The sequence below is a fragment of the Collinsella sp. LCP19S3_C9 genome (assembly GCF_052121575.1).
Classification (GTDB): domain Bacteria; phylum Actinomycetota; class Coriobacteriia; order Coriobacteriales; family Coriobacteriaceae; genus Collinsella.
The window spans coordinates 34860-50499 of record NZ_JBQKDZ010000013.1 but is presented as its reverse complement, the minus strand read 5'-3'; the positions used below and the strand labels follow the sequence as shown (position 1 = coordinate 50499).

Here is a 15640-nt window from a genome sequence, read left to right as displayed (position 1 = left end):
GTCTCATGTCCGAGAACGAAGAGATCATGAACGAGACCGAGAACGAGACCATGGCTGCCGAGGTCGATGCAGTCGAGACCGTGGAGACCGAAGCTACCGAGGTTGAGGCTGCTGACGAGGTTTCCGCCGAGGAGGAGGCCGAGGTTGTCGAGGCCGCCGTTGATTACGATGACGAAGAGCTGATGGACAAGATGCAGAAGGCCGCCCGCCTGCTGCGTAGCCGTCGCTTTGCTATTTCCAAGGAGGAGGAGGCCAAGGCCGAGCGTATGGCGAACATCGAGCGCGCCATCAAGCTCCTTGACCTCAAGCCCAAGATGGAGCAGAAGGAAATGTCCGATCTGCTGGGCATGCGCCTTCGTGAGCTCGATGGCCTGATGGCCGAGGCCGAGGCTGCCGATCTGGTCGGCCGCATCGACAACGCCGAGGGCGATATGCGCAAGATCGTCGTCTTCGCTGCCGAGGATGCCGCTGAGGGCCTGGTCGAGCTTGCCAACAAGAAGGAGAAGCTCCTGCCCGAGCTTTCTTACGAGGAGGCCACCGAGCTGATGGCCGCGCTCGATAAGGTTATCGCTCCGCTCGTCGCCATGGGTCTGGACGAGGATCGCGGTCCTCGCGGCGGCCGTGACGACCGTGGTGGCCGTGGCGGCGACCGTGGCGGTCGCGGCGGCTTTGGCGACCGCGGTGGCCGTGGCGGCGACCGTGGTGGTCGCGGTGGCCGTGGCGGCTTTGGTGACCGTGGCGGCGATCGTGGCGGTCGCGGCGGCTTTGGCGGCAACCGTGGTGGCTATGGCGACCGCGGTGGCAACCGTGGCGGCTTCGGCGGCAACCGTGGCGGCGACCGCGGCGGTCGAGGCGGCGACCGTGGCGGCCGCAACGGCGGTGGCTTCCGCGGCAACCGTTTTTAGTTACGGCATTTTACCAAACGCCGTAACGGGCCGACGCTGCAAGCCCGCCAGAGCGGCAATCTGCCTTTCAACTTCGGCGGCATGACCAAAAGGTCAATGCCGCCTCGTTTCAAGGCGCCCTGCTCGCGTGTACGGGTTTTCGCTGTCGTTGCCAAAACATCGGCGTTGCCTTGATCCAAACCTGCCAAAAAGGGACAGGTTTATTTTGGTCGGTATTATCTGGGCAAACGTGGCCGTCTATCGCAATGTAGTCGTTGAGAACGTCCCCAACGACTACATAGCATGAGAGTGGATAATCTCCCGGTTTGAGCCTGCATCCAAGCTCAAAGTGGGGGATTTCCACTCTCATTTGCTATGCGTCCGAAAATCCACGTTCGTTTGTTTTCTGCCTACATTTGGAGGAAGAGCTCGTGGAGGCGGGTGTCGTCGTCGAGCTCGGGGTGGAAGGTAACGCCGAGCTGATTGTCTTGACGGGCGGCGACGATGCGGCCATCGACTTCGGCTAGGGCCTTGGCATTGCCGTGCACCTCGACGATGCGGGGTGCACGGATAAACGTTAACGGCACTTCACCGTCGATACCGCCTACCTGCCCCTTGGTGCGAAAACTGCCGAGCTGCCTGCCATAGGCATTGCGCTCAACGAGTATATCCATGGTTGCCAAGCGCGGTGTCCCCTTGTCATCGTGGGCGGCAAGGTCGCGCGCCAACAGAATCAGACCGGCACAAGTTCCCAGTACAGGCATGCCTTCAACAATGCGGGTACGAAGATCCTCGAGCATATCGAGTTCGGCAAGTAGCTTGCCCTGAACGGTGGACTCGCCGCCGGGAAGTACCAGACGGTCAAAGTTCTGCTGCAAATCGGCCGCCTGCCTCAGCTCAATACAGTGTGCGCCCAGCTCGGATAGTCTTGCTTCGTGCTCGGCAAAAGCGCCTTGGACCGCCAGCACGGCGACCGTTTGGTCTGCATAATCGCTCATGGGCGATCCTTTCTGCCGGACTAGCGCCCGCGCTCCTCCATGATAATCTCGATCTCGTCGGCGTTGATGCCCACCATGGCCTCGCCCAGGTCCTCCGAAAGCTCGGCGATGAGTTTGGCATCGGTGAAGTTTGCCACGGCCTTGACGATGGCGGCGGCGCGCTTGGCCGGGTCGCCGCTCTTAAAGATGCCCGATCCCACAAAGACGCCCTCGGCGCCCAGCTGCATCATCAGCGCGGCGTCGGCGGGGGTCGCTACGCCGCCGGCGGCAAAGTTCACGACGGGAAGCTTGCCCGTGGCGTGGACCTCGCGCACCAGCTCGACCGAAACCTGCAGTTGCTTGGCTGCCTCAAAGAGCTCGTCATCGCGCAGGGCAACAACGTCGCGGATCTGCTTTTGGATCTTGCGCATGTGACGCACGGCCTGGACGACATCGCCCGTACCCGGCTCACCCTTGGTGCGAATCATTGTGGCGCCCTCGGCAACACGGCGCAGCGCCTCGCCCAGATCGCGGGCGCCGCAGACAAACGGCACGTCAAACTGGGTCTTGTCGATGTGATAGACGTCGTCGGCAGGGGAGAGAACCTCGGACTCGTCGATGTAATCGATCTCGATGGCCTGCAGGACCTGCGCCTCGACAATATGGCCGATGCGGCACTTGGCCATAACGGGGATGGAGACGGCCTCTTGGATGCCCTTGATCATCTTGGGGTCGCTCATGCGTGAGACGCCGCCTGCGGCACGGATGTCGGCCGGGATGCGCTCGAGTGCCATGACGGCGCAGGCGCCCGCCTCTTCGGCGATGCGTGCCTGCTCGGGCGTGGTGACGTCCATGATGACGCCGCCCTTGAGCATCTGCGCGAGCTCGCGATTGAGTTTGACGCGATCGGCCTTGCTGGTCTGTTCTGCCATGGTTGCTCCCTTGGTTGGCATGTGCATTGCTTGACGGAACATCCTATCGGGGAGCTGGGTATGGCGAAATACTCAGTGTTAGAGATAATAATAAGGCCAGACTAATACCAGATTGAATGACTCAATAAGGTCAGGTGATAAACTCATGCTTGACTACAATTTGGAAAAACGCGGCGAAGCATCGCTCTATGAGTATATTTACCAGCAAATTCGAGATGATATCGTTGCTGGACGCATTGCGGCGGGGGAGCATCTTCCGTCTAAGCGCGCCTTTGCCAATCATCTGGGAATCAGTGTCATTACCATCGAGAATGCATATAGCCAGTTACTTGCCGAGGGCTATATTTGCTCAATGCCGCGTCGTGGCTACTACGCTTGCGAGCTTCCGGATGCACCGGTTTTGGCTTCGGCTGCAGAGGGCATCGACCGGGATGCCGTCTCTGCGGGTTCCGGCGCGCATGATGTCAACGGACAGGTCGAGCGATTCGATACACTTTCTCCTTCTGCTTTGGAGGCGGCGCGGCTTTGGCAAAGCGCGCTGCGGGCGACGCTGGCATCCGAAGACGAGCGCGAAATCTTTTCGACCGCGCCGGCACAGGGCACCACTCGGCTACGACGCGCAATTGCCCACCATCTGCGCGGGACAAGGGGCATGAATGTCGACCCCAACAACGTTGTTATCGGTGCGGGCGCCCAGCTGCTCGATACCATGTTGGTTCAGTTGCTTGGCGCCGACAAGGTGTATGCCGTTGAGGACCCGGGCTATTTGCGCCTAACGCGCATCTATCAGGCTATGGGTTGCAAAGTTCGACATATCCCGTTGGATGATGAGGGCGTAGACTTGAGCGCTCTGCAGAAAACGGGGACCGATGTCCTTCACCTGATGCCGTCCCATCAGTATCCGACCGGCCTGGTGACGAGCATTGCGCGTCGCTATGCGCTGCTGAGCTGGGCCGCCGAGCGACCAGGTCGATATCTCATCGAAGATGACTTTGATTGCGAGTTTCGTCTGGCCGGCAAGCCGATTCCCGCGCTTGCTTCGATCGATGCCGCTCAATCGGTCATCTACACCAACACGTTTTCAAAGAGCCTTTCATCGGCGTTGCGTCTAGCGTACATGGTGTTGCCCGATAAGCTGATGAAGCGGTTTAGGTGCAACCTTGGTTTCTACGCCTCGTCGGTGAGCTCTGTCGACCAGGTCGCTTTAGCTCGTTTGCTGGAATCGGGTGATTACGAGCGACATGTGAACCGCGTGCGCGTTCGTGCTCGTGAGGCGCGTGATGGCCTGGTGGCGCTTGTACGGAATGCGTTTACAGCAGGAGAGGTTTCGATCGAGCATGCAGATGCAGGCCTTTACTGCACCGTGGTTGCGGAGCGGGGAACGGGCGGAAGCTCTTTTGCGCAGGCCCTCACGCGCTCGAGCATCCCTTTTATCGATATCAGTAACTGTTATTGGTGTGCCGATGGCGCATCTGTCCCTGAAAACTCAACTCAAATTCTTGTCCAGTATGACGACCTGAGTCCGGAGGTGCTTAATACCCTGGAATCGCAGCTAATGGGGCACTCTGTAACCTAAGTGAGTAGACTTTTGGCACTTTGGTGACCAGACAGTTTTGTAACAAGCTATCTACCTGTGGTTTTGAGAAGTGGGATCATCGGTCTGCTCGGGATGTTCCAAAAAGTCTACTCACTTGCCGCGCAAAGCTTCCGCATGAGAAAAAAAGTGGGGTTTCCAACAGGGCTTCGTCCAGTTCTCGGTAAGCTTTTGGCCAGTTGGGGAGGGCTGTTGAAAACTTTGCAGTTCGTTCGGCGTCATTTTTGGTGCGTTCGCGCCAATGAGAGACCGACTGGGTTGAAATTCGTGCTTTCCTGTGCCTATGAAGGATCTACTTTGTGACATATCGGCTTTTAGGTACTGGCGTTTGCCCCCTCAAGTCCGCGCTTTGTGTCCTCCGCTTCCGCGGCCGGATGAAGACCGGCAGCGATATGACCTCGTCCGCAACCCGACGGCTGCGGTCGCGCTCGGTTTTCCGTTGTATACATTGGTTCGGACGAGAAACAAACGGACTTGCCCTGCCAACATTAGGCAGCGGCTGTTTCTTGGTGAACTCCCCAGGGAATCCGTGCTGGAAACGGAGCATGGATTTTTGGTCACGTCTCCTCTACTGACGGCATTTATCATGTCTCGACATCTGACGGATCTCCAACTTCTTCTGGTATTGGCGGAGATGTGCGGCTTGTTTGCGGTATGCGCCCTGCCGGCGGCACTTGAGGTGGAGCTTTCGCGTGCAATTGATTCGGGTACGATTTCGACAACGTTGGGTTGGGTGCGCTGCCCGTCCGAGGGCGGCGCCGCCTCAAATTTGTGGCGTCGCGACGCTTTGGTTTTGGATGGGGACCTTGACCGTTTTTGTTCAGATGTTTGCGGGATGCGTTACGGCAATCGATTTATGGCGGTGTCGCAACTCGTTCCATTGGGTGCCGCTTCGCCTTTTGAGGTCGAGGCGTATTTGTTGCTTGGACTGCCGCGAGCCCTGGGAGGTGAAGGGTTTTGCGGCATAGAGCTCAATGTCAAAGTGATGCTAAGCACAAGTGCACGAGCGATTGTAGGAAAGACCCGCGTATATATCGATCTACTTCTTTCCTCGCCGGACGGGAGGCGACAGGTGGCCATTGAATGTCAGGGAAAGGCCTCGCACGGGCGTGCGGGGGATGGCTTGCGTGACGCTGATCGCATGACGGCGCTTCAAGCCATGGGCTACGACGTGCTTCTCCTGACACACGGACAGATATCCGATGAGGATAGATTCCGTGCGATCGTTAAGGCCGTATGCAGGATGCTCGATGTTGAATATCGCGATAAAAGCTCGGATGAGCAAAGGGCTGAGGCATTACTCCGGTCTGAACTATTCGTTGACTGGACAAAATTGGGAGTAATCGACGGAAAGATGTCCATTGGACACAAAACAGCTCGATCGTGGACAGCACGGATCTAAGTGAGTAGACTTTTGGCGTGATGGCGACCAGGCCGTTTTGCAACAAGTCATTTACCTGCGGCTTTATAGAGCAATATGGATGGTCTGCTCGGCAAGTCCCAAAAAGTCTACTCACTTAGTTTTTGACGAGAAGTCGATGCCGAAGGTGGCCCTATTTCAGGGCGTTAACGAGTTCATGAGACACGAAAAAAGCCCGAACCATGCGGTTCGGGCCCTTTAAAGTTAGAGATTATCTCTCAGGCGGTTGGCTTAGCCAAAGTAGCGCTTGAGCAGGCCGGCGAAAGCCTTGCCGTGGCGGGCCTCGTCGCGAGCCATCTCGTGCACGGTGTCGTGGATGGCATCGAGGCCAGCGGCCTTGGCACGCTTGGCAAGATCGGTCTTGCCGGCGGTGGCGCCGTTCTCGGCCTCAACGCGCATCTCGAGGTTCTTCTTGGTGGAGTCGGTCACGACTTCGCCCAGGAGCTCGGCGAACTTGGCGGCGTGCTCGGCCTCCTCGTGGGCAGCCTTCTCCCAGTATAGGCCGATCTCGGGATAGCCCTCGCGATGGGCGACGCGAGCCATGGCCAGGTACATACCGACCTCAGAGCACTCGCCCTCAAAGTTGGCGCGCAGGTCGGCAACGATGTCCTCGGAGACGCCCTCCATCTTGGCGACGCCCACGACGTGCTCGGCAGCCCACTCGAGCTTGCCCTCCTCCTGCTTCAGGAAACGAGAACCGGGAACGCCGCACTGGGGGCACTTAAAATCCTCGGGCAGCTGGTCGCCGTCGAACTCTTCCACATAACCGCAAACGGGGCAAACAAATTTCATGATTCGATCCTTTCGATGGATGGCGATGGGGCGCTTGTCCGATCCCGTAAGGGCCCTCTCCGGACGTGCGTCTTGACGAGTTCTATTATCCATAAATGCAACAAAATGTGAAGCCTATTAGGAATGATTTTTGATAAAACAATTTTGAGATATGAAGATGTTGATTGATTAACGATTGGCAGGCCGCCTGCGACCTCTGATGAGTACAATCGGTCGAACAAATGTTGACCAATCAACAAATGAGGGAGTTTCCTTTATGCATCTAGCCCGCTGCGCCTGGTGCCGAACGTATCAAACGGTTTTTCGCATCGCATTGCCGGTGCTGCCCTATACCGAGCCACGCATTCTGGAGCATGCTGAGAGAGCGCCTGCCAGGCCATTATCGGCTTTGGCGGTGGCTCGGCCATGGACTGTGCCAAGGGCGTGGGAGCACGCATCGCGCAGCCAAACAAGCCCATCAACAAGATGCGCGGCCTGCTGCGCGTCCACCGTCTCCTGCCGCTGCTTATTGCGGTTCCCACTACCGCCGGTACGGGAAGCGAAGTCACGCTCGCGGCGGTTATCACCGATGACGAGACGCACTACAACTACCCCATTAACGACTTTGTGCATATCCCGCGCTTTGCGGTGCATGACCCCGAGTTCGCGCGGTCTGCCCGCCTCCATTACGGGGCAGACGGGCATGGGCGCCCTGACGCATGCCGTCGAGGCCTTTATCGATTGGGCCGATCGAATGAACGCCGCCTTGTCGTTCGAATGAACGCCGCCTTGGACATTCCCAAATATGTGACGGGCATTCGCCGCTCCGACATTCCCGAGATGGCGGCGCATGCCGATGCCGAGGCCAATCCGCTGTACCTCGTTCCACTTTTGATGGACCGTTTGGAGCTGATGCGCATGTACGAGGTCGTCGCGGGTGGTATGTTTGAGGGCGAGAACTAGGAGGGTCCATGAACACCGAAGAAATTGCGCGCATCGTCGGAGACCAGCGCGTCTACTTTAAGACGCATGCCACGTTTGATGTCGATGCTCGACGTCGTGCGCTCGTGAGTTTACGCGATGCGGTGCGGGCCCACGAGGCAGATATTGCCCATGCGCTCAAGACCGATTTGGGAAAGTCGCATGACGAGGCGTATATGTGCGAGATCGGCACGTCGCTTTCCGAGATTCGTCATCAGATCGCACATGTGGCTCGATGGAGCCGTCCGCGCCTGCGTCCGTGTGACCTTGCCAACGCCGTGAGTGTGTGCAAAACGCAAGCCGTGCCCTATGGCGTCACGCTCATCATGGCCCCGTGGAACTACCCGTTTTTGCTAACGCTCGAGCCGCTCGCCGGCGCCCTTGCCGCGGGCAATACTGTGGTCATCAAGCCGAGCGCCTATGCTCCGGCATCGAGTGCGGTGCTCAAGCAGATCTGCGAAGAGGCATTTGATTCGTGCCTGGTGACAGTTGTCGAGGGCGGGCGCGCCGAGAACGAAGCGCTGCTCGATGAGTGCTGGGACAAGATCTTCTTTACCGGTAGCGTTCCGGTCGGCAAGCTCGTCATGGAGCGCGCAAGTAAAAACCTTACGCCCGTGACGCTTGAGCTGGGTGGAAAGAGTCCCTGCATCGTGGATGCGACGGCAAACTTGAAGGTTGCGGCACGGCGTATCGCCTTTGGTAAATGGCTCAACGTGGGGCAGACCTGTGTGGCGCCCGACTACCTGCTGGTCGATACGCGCGTGCACGACGAGTTGCTAGGCCTCATCAAGGAAGAGGCGCGCCGTATGTTTGGCGAGCATCCGCTCGACAACGAGGATTACGGGCATATCGTCAATGCCAAGCATTTTGCGCGCGTGCACGGGCTGATCGATCCCGATAAGGTCGTGCTTGGAGGTGCTGCGCGCGAGGCTTCGCTCAAGATTGAGCCGACAATTTTGGACGGCGTGGCGCCTGAGGACGCCGTGATGCAGGAGGAGATTTTCGGCCCCATCTTGCCGGTGCTGACGTTTGAGAGCCTAGACGAGGTCGAAGCGTTTATTACGGATCGTCCGACGCCGCTGGCCCTGTATATCTTTAGTCAGGATCGCGCGGTTCAGCAGCGCTTTGTGCGCTACGTGCCCTTTGGCGGCGGCTGCGTCAACGACACGATCATGCATCTGGCTACGAGCCATATGGGCTTTGGCGGCATGGGCGCGAGCGGCATGGGGCAGTACCATGGCCGCGAGAGCTTCGATACGTTTAGCCACAAGAAAAGCATCGTGAACAAGGCAACGTGGCTGGACGTGCCATTCCGCTATGCCCCTTACGCAAACTGGAAGCACAAATTCGTGCGCATGTTTGTGCATTAAAATCAGATGGCGTAGGGACAAACGGTCGAAAAGACGCAGACAGGATGAATTTGTGTCCGCACGGACCCGTAGACTTCTCAATAAGGTTAAACGCCGGTTTATCCGGCCGTTAGGGGAGTTGCCATGTACGAGCCTTCACGTGTTCTTCTGTCGTTTCACATTGCGGGATTTCAATATGCCGACGGCGCTTTGGTCCTAGGCGATCTTAAAGTGGGCGATAAACTGACGCTGTGCGCCGAGCGCGATAATCCCCATGATCCCGAGGCGGTCGCGATCTACTATGGCAAGACCAAACTTGGCTATGTTCCGGGAAACGAGGTCGGCCCGCTGTCCTTGATGATGTATTACGGCCACGAGGACGTATTTGAGGCCCGCGTGCAACAGGTTGCCCCCGAGCGCAGCCCTTGGCACCAGGTGCGCGTTGGCCTCTATGTGGTGGATGCCCGCTAATCGGTAAGGGAGGCTGCCATGTTTGATGACGACGACCTGTTCGATTTGACGGACGATTCGTTTGAGTGGGATATGCTACTCGACGACGATGAGCTGGAGCAGGACCGTAAGATGCGACAGGACAAGAAAACTCAGGGTGATGCGTCGAAAAAGAAAGACAAGCGCCGTCGCGGACTGTTTGGCGGGCTCTTTGGGTAACTGCCGCATCGCTGCGTCTGTATACTTAGCACGAGTTGAACACGTTGCGAAATGAGGACAGAGACGATGATGTGGTTTACCGCCGATCTGCACCTGGGCGATACGAATATCTTGCACGACATGGACCGGCCGTTTGGCTCGGTCGAGGAGATGAATCGCAAGGTCATCGATGCCATCAATGAGTGCGTGGCTGTGGATGACCGTCTCTACATTCTGGGTGACTTTACCTATCGTTTGCCCCTGGCGGAGGCGGTGCGCCTGCGCGAGCGTATTGCCTGCCAAAACGTGACGCTCATCCGTGGTAACCATGACGGCGATTGGGAAGATCCCGACGTGCCGCAAATTTGGGAAGACGTGCGTGATTATCTGGAGATTGCCCCCGGCTATGCCAAGGGCCATCGTCTGGTTATGAGCCACTACCCCATGCTTAGCTGGAATGGCAAGGCGCGTGGCGCCATCATGCTGCACGGGCATATCCACAGCAGGGGAGACCGCACCAACGCGCGCAACCGCGATCGCGAGCGCCCCATTTACCGCTACGATGTGGGCCTCGACGCCAATGACTACAAGCCCGTAAGCCGCGATCAAATCCTTGGCTTTTTTGGACTGTAATTAGAAGTGCAGGTAGAATGAACGCGCCGTGTGGATGGTCTACACGGCGTGTGTTTGCAGGAACGGTGATTCCATGAGGGCTATCCAGCGCATTAACCACAACGCTGCCATCTGCGAAGATGGTGCGGGGCGCCAGCTTATCGCTTTGGGTCGTGGTATCGGTTTTGGCGACATGCCGCACGAGGTCGATCTTGACGTTATTACGCGTACCTTTTACGGCATCGATCCAAAGTATCTGGCGTTCATCGACGAGGTCGACCCCGAGGTGCTTGAGTTTTCTGCTCAGCTGGCAGATATTGCGACCGGACAGCTTTCGTACGAATTGAGTCCTAATCTGCCCATTACGCTGGCAGATCATATCCAGTTTGCTATTAAGCGCGCCCGCGAACATATGGTGGTGTCGTTGCCGCTCAAGCGCGATCTGGAGCAGCTGCATCCCATTGAATACCGCTTGGGCGAGCTGGCTGTTCGTGGCATTAAGAAAACTTTTGCCGTTCGCATGCCCCAGAGTGAGGCCGCGGGTATCGCCATGTCGATTATCAATGCGGCGATTAAGCCGAGCGAGCGGCGCGTGCTTGCCGAGCAGCACGAGGAGCATCTCCTCGATATGACGGTTGCGATTATTCAAGAAGAGTTGGGCGTGACAGTCGATCGCTCGTCGTTTGCCTTTACTCGCTTTGCCACCCATGTGCGCTATCTGCTCGATCGCGTGGCAAAGAAAGAGCCGATTGACACCGAGAATTCCGGTCTTTACGACGTGCTCGTGGAGCAATATCCTGCGGCATCGCGCTGCGCTCATCGTATCGACGCTCTGATTCAAGAGGCCTTTGGCGAGCCATTGGCCCAAGAAGAGCTCGTCTATCTGATCATGCATGTGAATCGCGTGGCTCCTGCAAGCTTGAATAAATAGGGTCTCTGGCGTTTTATTTCCGTCGTAGTGACCGTTCGCGGACTGTTTGCTACCGTTCGTCGGCAATCTGAGTCACGGAGAACGCATCTGCCGCATATACTTGCCGTGTGTTGGGTGTTACTCACGGCGCAGCTCCGAGAGGCACTACCGATTCTGCCGAGGCCATTATTGGGTCTCTGTCGGTTGTGCGCGGGGCTTTTTTCATGTAGATCCACCCGGGAATCACATGCAATGAAATCTCTTGCCAACGGGCATCGCGCGCTGCGCAGGCGCGAGCGGAATCGTGCGTCTTGATGCTGTGAAGCCCCACAGACCTTTAGTTGGAAGAGAAGGGATTCGACATGGCTGTCGATAACAAGAAGATTGCCGAGGATGTGCTTGCTGCCGTCGGCGGCGCCTCCAATGTGACGAACGCGACGCACTGCATGACCCGCTTACGTCTGAACCTCAAGGATCAGTCCATTCCCAATGACGATGAAGTTAAGAAGATCAAGGGCGTGCTGGGTGCACAGTGGTCTGGCGGCCAGTATCAGGTCATCATTGGCCAGAACGTGCCGAAGGTCTATGACGCCGCCATTGCGTTGGGCGTCAAGGGCGAAGGCTCCATTGACGAGAGCCTCGATGGCGGCGCCAAGGAGCCGCTGACGCTCAAGACCGCGGGCAACAAGATCCTCAACTATCTCTCTAAGACCATGGTTATGACGATCCCCATCATCATGGGTGCTGCCATGTTCCGTACCATCGCCGTGGTTTGCGGTGACGGCATGCTCGGCATTTGGTCTGCCGATTCCGACATCTACAACTTCTTCTACAACTGGATTTACAACGCCGGTTATTACTTCCTTCCCGTTTATTTGGGTTGGGCTGCTGCGAAGCAGCTTGGCTGCAGCCAGCCGCTCGGCATGATGCTCGGCGGTGTGCTCATTGCTCCTGAGTTCATGACGATGGTCAACGCTGCAGCGGATTCGGGCGTAACGACCACGATGGTTTATGGTGTGTTGCCTGCTCAGCTGAACAACTACTCTGCGACTGTGCTTCCCATGGTGCTATCCATGCCGGTGCTCATGGTTGTCGAGAAGTTCATGAAGAAGATCATTCCCGACATGCTCTCTACGGTGTTTGTACCCGTGGGCACCATGGCCGTCATGATTCCCGTTTCGCTATGCGTGCTGGCTCCGATCGGCTCCGTCCTGGGCAGCACGGTCGGCAACTTTATGTTCGGTCTCGGTAACGCCGGCGGCATCGTCACCATCCTCTCCCTCGTCGTCATTGCCGCACTTTGGGAGTTCCTGGTTATGACCGGTATGCACCAGGTTCTGCTTACCCTTGGCATCGTGCAGCTGCTCACCCTGGGCTCCGACTCCTGCGTTATGGTCGCGGCCGGTATCTCTCAGTTCGCTACGTGGGGCATGGCCTTCGGTGCCTTCCTGCGCCTTAAGGAGACCGACGAGAAGGGCGCCATGCTCGGCTTCTCGCTCTCCGGTATCGTGGGCGGCGTGACGGAGCCCGCACTGTATGGCTGTGGCTTTAAGTACACTCGCTGCCTGGGCGCCATGGTTGCCGGCGGTGCTATCGGCGGTTTGATCGCAGCCCTCACCAATGTGACAACGTATGTTCTGGGCGCGACCAATATTCTGGGCGTCACCGGCTTTGTTGCCGGCGGAACGGCTAATCTCGTCTGGGGTTGCGTTGCATCGGGCGCTGCATTTGTTGCCGCCGCTGTCATCGCCTACCTCTTTGGCTTTAGCAAGGATCAGCTCGAGGAAGATGTTGCTGCCGCTAAGGCTTAAAGTGACTGTTTGGCTAGGAAAAATATCGGGGCACTTGGTTACGCTCCAAGTGCCCTTTCCCATAGATTGGAGTCGTTATGAAGCAACTGCTTATTCGTGCCGATGATCTTGGTTATTCGTACGCCGTTGACTTGGGGATCGCCCGTAGCGTCAACGAGGGCTTGGTGCGCTCAGCGGGCCTTATGCCAAATATGCCCGAGGCCGAGCGTGGGTGGTCACTCGTGGTGGATGCCGATATTGCGGTGGGCCAGCATACCAACGTGTGCCTGGGTAAGCCGTGTGCCGACCCGGCGCTCATCCCGAGCATGCTCAACGAGAGCGGCGAGTTCCATAGCAGCCGTACCTTCCGTGAGCATTTTAAGCGCGGCGAGGAGCTGATAGACTTCGACGAGGCCTGCATCGAGATCCGCGCGCAGCACGATCGCTTTGTCGAGATAGTGGGCCGCGAGCCCGACTACTTTGAGGCCCATGCCGTTATGAGCAAGAATCTTAACCGAGCGATCTCGGCGGTTGCCCAGGAGTTGGGCCTTAAGGAGCAAAAGGCAAGCTTCGACCCGACGGCGGTGGTGCGTTGCGGAGATACCGACCTGCGCATGGTGATGCGCTCGATGGAACCGGGCTACGAGCCCAAAGAGGCAATCATGCAGACAGTTCGCGAGATGTCCGACGGCGAGACGGTCGTCTTTGTGTGTCACCCGGGCTATCTCGATCGTTTTATCCTTGAGAACAGCTCGCTTACGGTCGATCGTGCCAAGGAAGTCGATGCGTTGATCGATCCTGAGCTGCGCGCTTGGCTCGAGTCTCAACCCGATCTTCGCCTGATCGACTACCGCGACCTGTAAAGACCCAAACCACTACAAGGGAACAGGCACTTTTGTGGTGGTTCTGGCGCCGTTGCCATTATGGCGGCGGCGCCTTTTTTGTCCGTGCGGCGCGGTAGAGTGTAGGCGGTTGAAATTTGCGTCCATCGAGGAGCTGCTATGAACGAGATCAAGTGCCCGCATTGTGGCGAAGTTTTTAAGGTCGACGCGTCCGGCTATGCGGATATCGTCAAGCAAGTGCGCAATGCCGAGTTTTCGCGCGACCTGGATGAGCGTGTGAAGGCAGTCCAGCGCGAGGGCGAGCAGGCACTGGAACTTGAGCGCTCGCGTTCGACGGCTGCCTTGCAAAAGGCAGAGTCTCAGCGCAACGCTCAGCTTGTCGAGCAGAAGAACGCCGCGGAGCAGAAGCTGGCACAAGAGGTTGCCAAGCGCGATGCCGAGCTTTCCGAGCTGCGCGCCAAGCTCGAGGGCGCTGCCGCAGAGCGCGAGAGCGCAAGCCAGCGCGCGGCGGTTGAGGCCCGTGCCGACGCTCAAAAGGAGAATGCCGAGCTTCAGCGAAAAATCGACAATTTGCGTGCGCAGCTGGAGCGTAAAGATGACGAAGCCAAGCTCGTCGAGTCGGCGGCGCGCAATGCTGCTCAAAACGATTTGGCTGCACGCGATGCGCAGATTGCCGAATTGCAGGCAAAGCTCTCCGCGGCGGACAAGGCCCAGGAGATGGCGCTTGCCGCCGCCGCGGCCGAGTCGCAGCGTGAGCTCGATGCCGCTCGCGGCGAGGCCGAGCGCGCGCTTGCTGACTATCGCGTGAAGGTGCAAGAGAGGTTTTCTGCCGCAAAGGCACAGTCCGAGCAAGAGGCCGAGGGCCTGCGTGCCCAACTGCGCGAGCAGGAACTGATGGCAAAAATGAACCTGTCAGAGGCGGTCGCCGCGGCGGAGCGAGAGCGCGATGAGGCGCGTGCCAAACTGACGAGCGAGCTGGCGGTGCGCGATTCTCGCGAGGAACAGGCCAAGGCGGCACACGAGCTCGAGCTTGCGCAGGCCAAGCGCGCGAGCGATGACCTGATTCGCTACAAGGATGAAGAGATCGAGCGCCTTAAGGACATGAAGGTCCGTCTGTCCACCAAGATGGTGGGCGAGTCGCTCGAGCAGCACTGCGAGACCGAGTTTAACCGTCTGCGCATGACGGCATTTCCCAACGCGTACTTCGAGAAGGATAACGATGCGTCCGAGGGTACCAAGGGCGACTTTATCTTCCGCGAGTGCGACGCGAGCGGCAACGAGGTCATTTCGATTATGTTCGAGATGAAAAACGAGAACGACGAGACCGCGACCAAGCATAAAAACGAGGACTTCTTTAAGAAACTCGATCACGATCGTCGCCAGAAAGGCTGTGAGTACGCGGTGCTCTGCACGCTGCTCGAGCCCGAGAGCGAGCTCTATAACGTAGGGATAGTCGACGTGAGCTATCGCTACGAGAAGATGTACGTGATTCGCCCGCAGTTTTTCATTCCCATGATCACGCTCCTTCGCAACGCCGCCATGGGCTCACTGCGCTATAAGCAGGAGCTAGCGGAGTACAAACAGCAGAATATCGACGTCACGAACTTCGAAGCCAAGATGGAGAAGTTCAAGAATGATTTCGGTCGCAACTACGAGATCGCGAGCCGCAAGTTCCAAACGGCAATCGATGAGATCGACAAGACGATTAGCCATCTGCAGAAAACCAAGGAGGCATTGCTGTCCTCCGAGAACAATCTGCGCCTAGCCAACAAGAAGGCCGACGATCTTACCATTCGCAAGCTCACGTGGGGCAACAAGACCATGAAGGCGGCGTTTGACGAGGCGCGCGGGGCTGCGCCAGAGACAAACGATGAGTCAGCCGAGGCGGATTCGTATGAGGTCGAGGATACCGAGTAAGGCATAGCGTATA

The 15640-nt window shown here is 57.8% G+C and carries 15 protein-coding genes; 12 read left to right on the top strand and 3 right to left on the bottom strand.

Features of this window, described 5'->3' with window-relative positions:
• Nucleotides 1-5 precede the first annotated feature (5 nt).
• A complete protein-coding gene (locus tag ACTQXI_RS07125; protein WP_441048505.1) occupies nt 6-905 on the top strand; it encodes a hypothetical protein in 900 nt (299 codons plus the stop codon).
• Between the two features lie 389 nt (nt 906-1294).
• On the opposite strand, the gene pdxT is transcribed toward ACTQXI_RS07125, so the two are convergent.
• Both pdxT and pdxS read right to left on the bottom strand, forming a co-directional pair.
• On the bottom strand, nt 1295-1882 hold the full coding sequence (gene pdxT / locus ACTQXI_RS07120) for a pyridoxal 5'-phosphate synthase glutaminase subunit PdxT (protein ID WP_441048504.1): 588 nt from the start codon (nt 1880-1882) through the stop codon (nt 1295-1297).
• 20 nt (nt 1883-1902) lie between these two features.
• Nucleotides 1903-2793 carry a pyridoxal 5'-phosphate synthase lyase subunit PdxS gene (gene pdxS / locus ACTQXI_RS07115; protein WP_441048503.1) on the bottom strand — a complete coding sequence of 297 codons (891 nt, stop codon included), beginning with the start codon at nt 2791-2793 and terminating at the stop codon, nt 1903-1905.
• A gap of 145 nt (nt 2794-2938) precedes the next feature.
• Between pdxS and pdxR the strand changes: the two genes are divergently transcribed.
• Together pdxR and ACTQXI_RS07105 are read left to right on the top strand one after the other, a co-directional pair.
• Nucleotides 2939-4369, top strand: coding sequence for a MocR-like pyridoxine biosynthesis transcription factor PdxR (gene pdxR / locus ACTQXI_RS07110; protein WP_441048502.1), 1431 nt, complete (start codon nt 2939-2941; stop codon nt 4367-4369).
• 547 nt (nt 4370-4916) lie between these two features.
• Nucleotides 4917-5789: a hypothetical protein gene (locus ACTQXI_RS07105; RefSeq protein ID WP_441048501.1), complete on the top strand. Its 873-nt coding sequence runs from the start codon at nt 4917-4919 to the stop codon at nt 5787-5789.
• Between the two features lie 249 nt (nt 5790-6038).
• Here the strand turns inward: ACTQXI_RS07105 and ACTQXI_RS07100 are convergent, their stop codons facing one another.
• Nucleotides 6039-6599 carry a ferritin family protein gene (locus tag ACTQXI_RS07100; protein ID WP_154517090.1) on the bottom strand — a complete coding sequence of 187 codons (561 nt, stop codon included), beginning with the start codon at nt 6597-6599 and terminating at the stop codon, nt 6039-6041.
• Between the two features lie 405 nt (nt 6600-7004).
• On the opposite strand from ACTQXI_RS07100, the gene ACTQXI_RS07095 reads away from it, so the two are divergent.
• From ACTQXI_RS07095 to ACTQXI_RS07055, 9 genes are all read left to right on the top strand, one after another.
• Nucleotides 7005-7541 (top strand): iron-containing alcohol dehydrogenase, encoded by a 537-nt coding sequence (locus ACTQXI_RS07095; protein ID WP_441048500.1) that lies wholly within the window; start codon nt 7005-7007, stop codon nt 7539-7541.
• Between the two features lie 8 nt (nt 7542-7549).
• A complete protein-coding gene (locus ACTQXI_RS07090) occupies nt 7550-8929 on the top strand; it encodes an aldehyde dehydrogenase (RefSeq protein ID WP_441048499.1) in 1380 nt (459 codons plus the stop codon).
• A gap of 123 nt (nt 8930-9052) precedes the next feature.
• Complete coding sequence (locus ACTQXI_RS07085) at nt 9053-9379, top strand: HIRAN domain-containing protein (RefSeq protein WP_195233157.1); 327 nt, start codon at nt 9053-9055, stop codon at nt 9377-9379.
• 18 nt (nt 9380-9397) lie between these two features.
• Nucleotides 9398-9577 carry a hypothetical protein gene (locus ACTQXI_RS07080; protein ID WP_154517096.1) on the top strand — a complete coding sequence of 60 codons (180 nt, stop codon included), beginning with the start codon at nt 9398-9400 and terminating at the stop codon, nt 9575-9577.
• A gap of 66 nt (nt 9578-9643) precedes the next feature.
• Nucleotides 9644-10189 carry a metallophosphoesterase gene (locus ACTQXI_RS07075; protein ID WP_441048498.1) on the top strand — a complete coding sequence of 182 codons (546 nt, stop codon included), beginning with the start codon at nt 9644-9646 and terminating at the stop codon, nt 10187-10189.
• Nucleotides 10190-10262: 73 nt separating this feature from the next.
• On the top strand, nt 10263-11099 hold the full coding sequence (locus ACTQXI_RS07070; RefSeq protein WP_441048497.1) for a PRD domain-containing protein: 837 nt from the start codon (nt 10263-10265) through the stop codon (nt 11097-11099).
• A gap of 341 nt (nt 11100-11440) precedes the next feature.
• On the top strand, nt 11441-12889 hold the full coding sequence (locus tag ACTQXI_RS07065) for a PTS transporter subunit EIIC (protein ID WP_441048496.1): 1449 nt from the start codon (nt 11441-11443) through the stop codon (nt 12887-12889).
• A 77-nt stretch (nt 12890-12966) separates the two neighbouring features.
• Entirely contained in the window at nt 12967-13731 is a 765-nt protein-coding gene (locus tag ACTQXI_RS07060; RefSeq protein WP_441048495.1) for a ChbG/HpnK family deacetylase, read from the top strand.
• Between the two features lie 138 nt (nt 13732-13869).
• A complete protein-coding gene (locus ACTQXI_RS07055) occupies nt 13870-15627 on the top strand; it encodes a DUF2130 domain-containing protein (protein ID WP_441048494.1) in 1758 nt (585 codons plus the stop codon).
• Nucleotides 15628-15640 lie beyond the last annotated feature (13 nt).

Excerpts from the sequence above, each read along its gene's own strand:
- pdxT (WP_441048504.1), bottom strand. The coding sequence starts at position 1,882 with ATGAGCGATTATGCAGACCAAACGGTCGCCGTGCTGGCGGTCCAAGGC.
- ACTQXI_RS07090 (WP_441048499.1), top strand. The coding sequence starts at position 7,550 with ATGAACACCGAAGAAATTGCGCGCATCGTCGGAGACCAGCGCGTCTAC.
- ACTQXI_RS07085 (WP_195233157.1), top strand. The coding sequence starts at position 9,053 with ATGTACGAGCCTTCACGTGTTCTTCTGTCGTTTCACATTGCGGGATTT.
- ACTQXI_RS07055 (WP_441048494.1), top strand. The coding sequence starts at position 13,870 with ATGAACGAGATCAAGTGCCCGCATTGTGGCGAAGTTTTTAAGGTCGAC.
- ACTQXI_RS07065 (WP_441048496.1), top strand. The coding sequence starts at position 11,441 with ATGGCTGTCGATAACAAGAAGATTGCCGAGGATGTGCTTGCTGCCGTC.
- ACTQXI_RS07060 (WP_441048495.1), top strand. The coding sequence starts at position 12,967 with ATGAAGCAACTGCTTATTCGTGCCGATGATCTTGGTTATTCGTACGCC.
- ACTQXI_RS07125 (WP_441048505.1), top strand. The coding sequence starts at position 6 with ATGTCCGAGAACGAAGAGATCATGAACGAGACCGAGAACGAGACCATG.
- ACTQXI_RS07095 (WP_441048500.1), top strand. The coding sequence starts at position 7,005 with ATGGACTGTGCCAAGGGCGTGGGAGCACGCATCGCGCAGCCAAACAAG.
- pdxR (WP_441048502.1), top strand. The coding sequence starts at position 2,939 with ATGCTTGACTACAATTTGGAAAAACGCGGCGAAGCATCGCTCTATGAG.
- ACTQXI_RS07070 (WP_441048497.1), top strand. The coding sequence starts at position 10,263 with ATGAGGGCTATCCAGCGCATTAACCACAACGCTGCCATCTGCGAAGAT.
- ACTQXI_RS07075 (WP_441048498.1), top strand. The coding sequence starts at position 9,644 with ATGATGTGGTTTACCGCCGATCTGCACCTGGGCGATACGAATATCTTG.
- ACTQXI_RS07100 (WP_154517090.1), bottom strand. The coding sequence starts at position 6,599 with ATGAAATTTGTTTGCCCCGTTTGCGGTTATGTGGAAGAGTTCGACGGC.
- ACTQXI_RS07080 (WP_154517096.1), top strand. The coding sequence starts at position 9,398 with ATGTTTGATGACGACGACCTGTTCGATTTGACGGACGATTCGTTTGAG.
- pdxS (WP_441048503.1), bottom strand. The coding sequence starts at position 2,793 with ATGGCAGAACAGACCAGCAAGGCCGATCGCGTCAAACTCAATCGCGAG.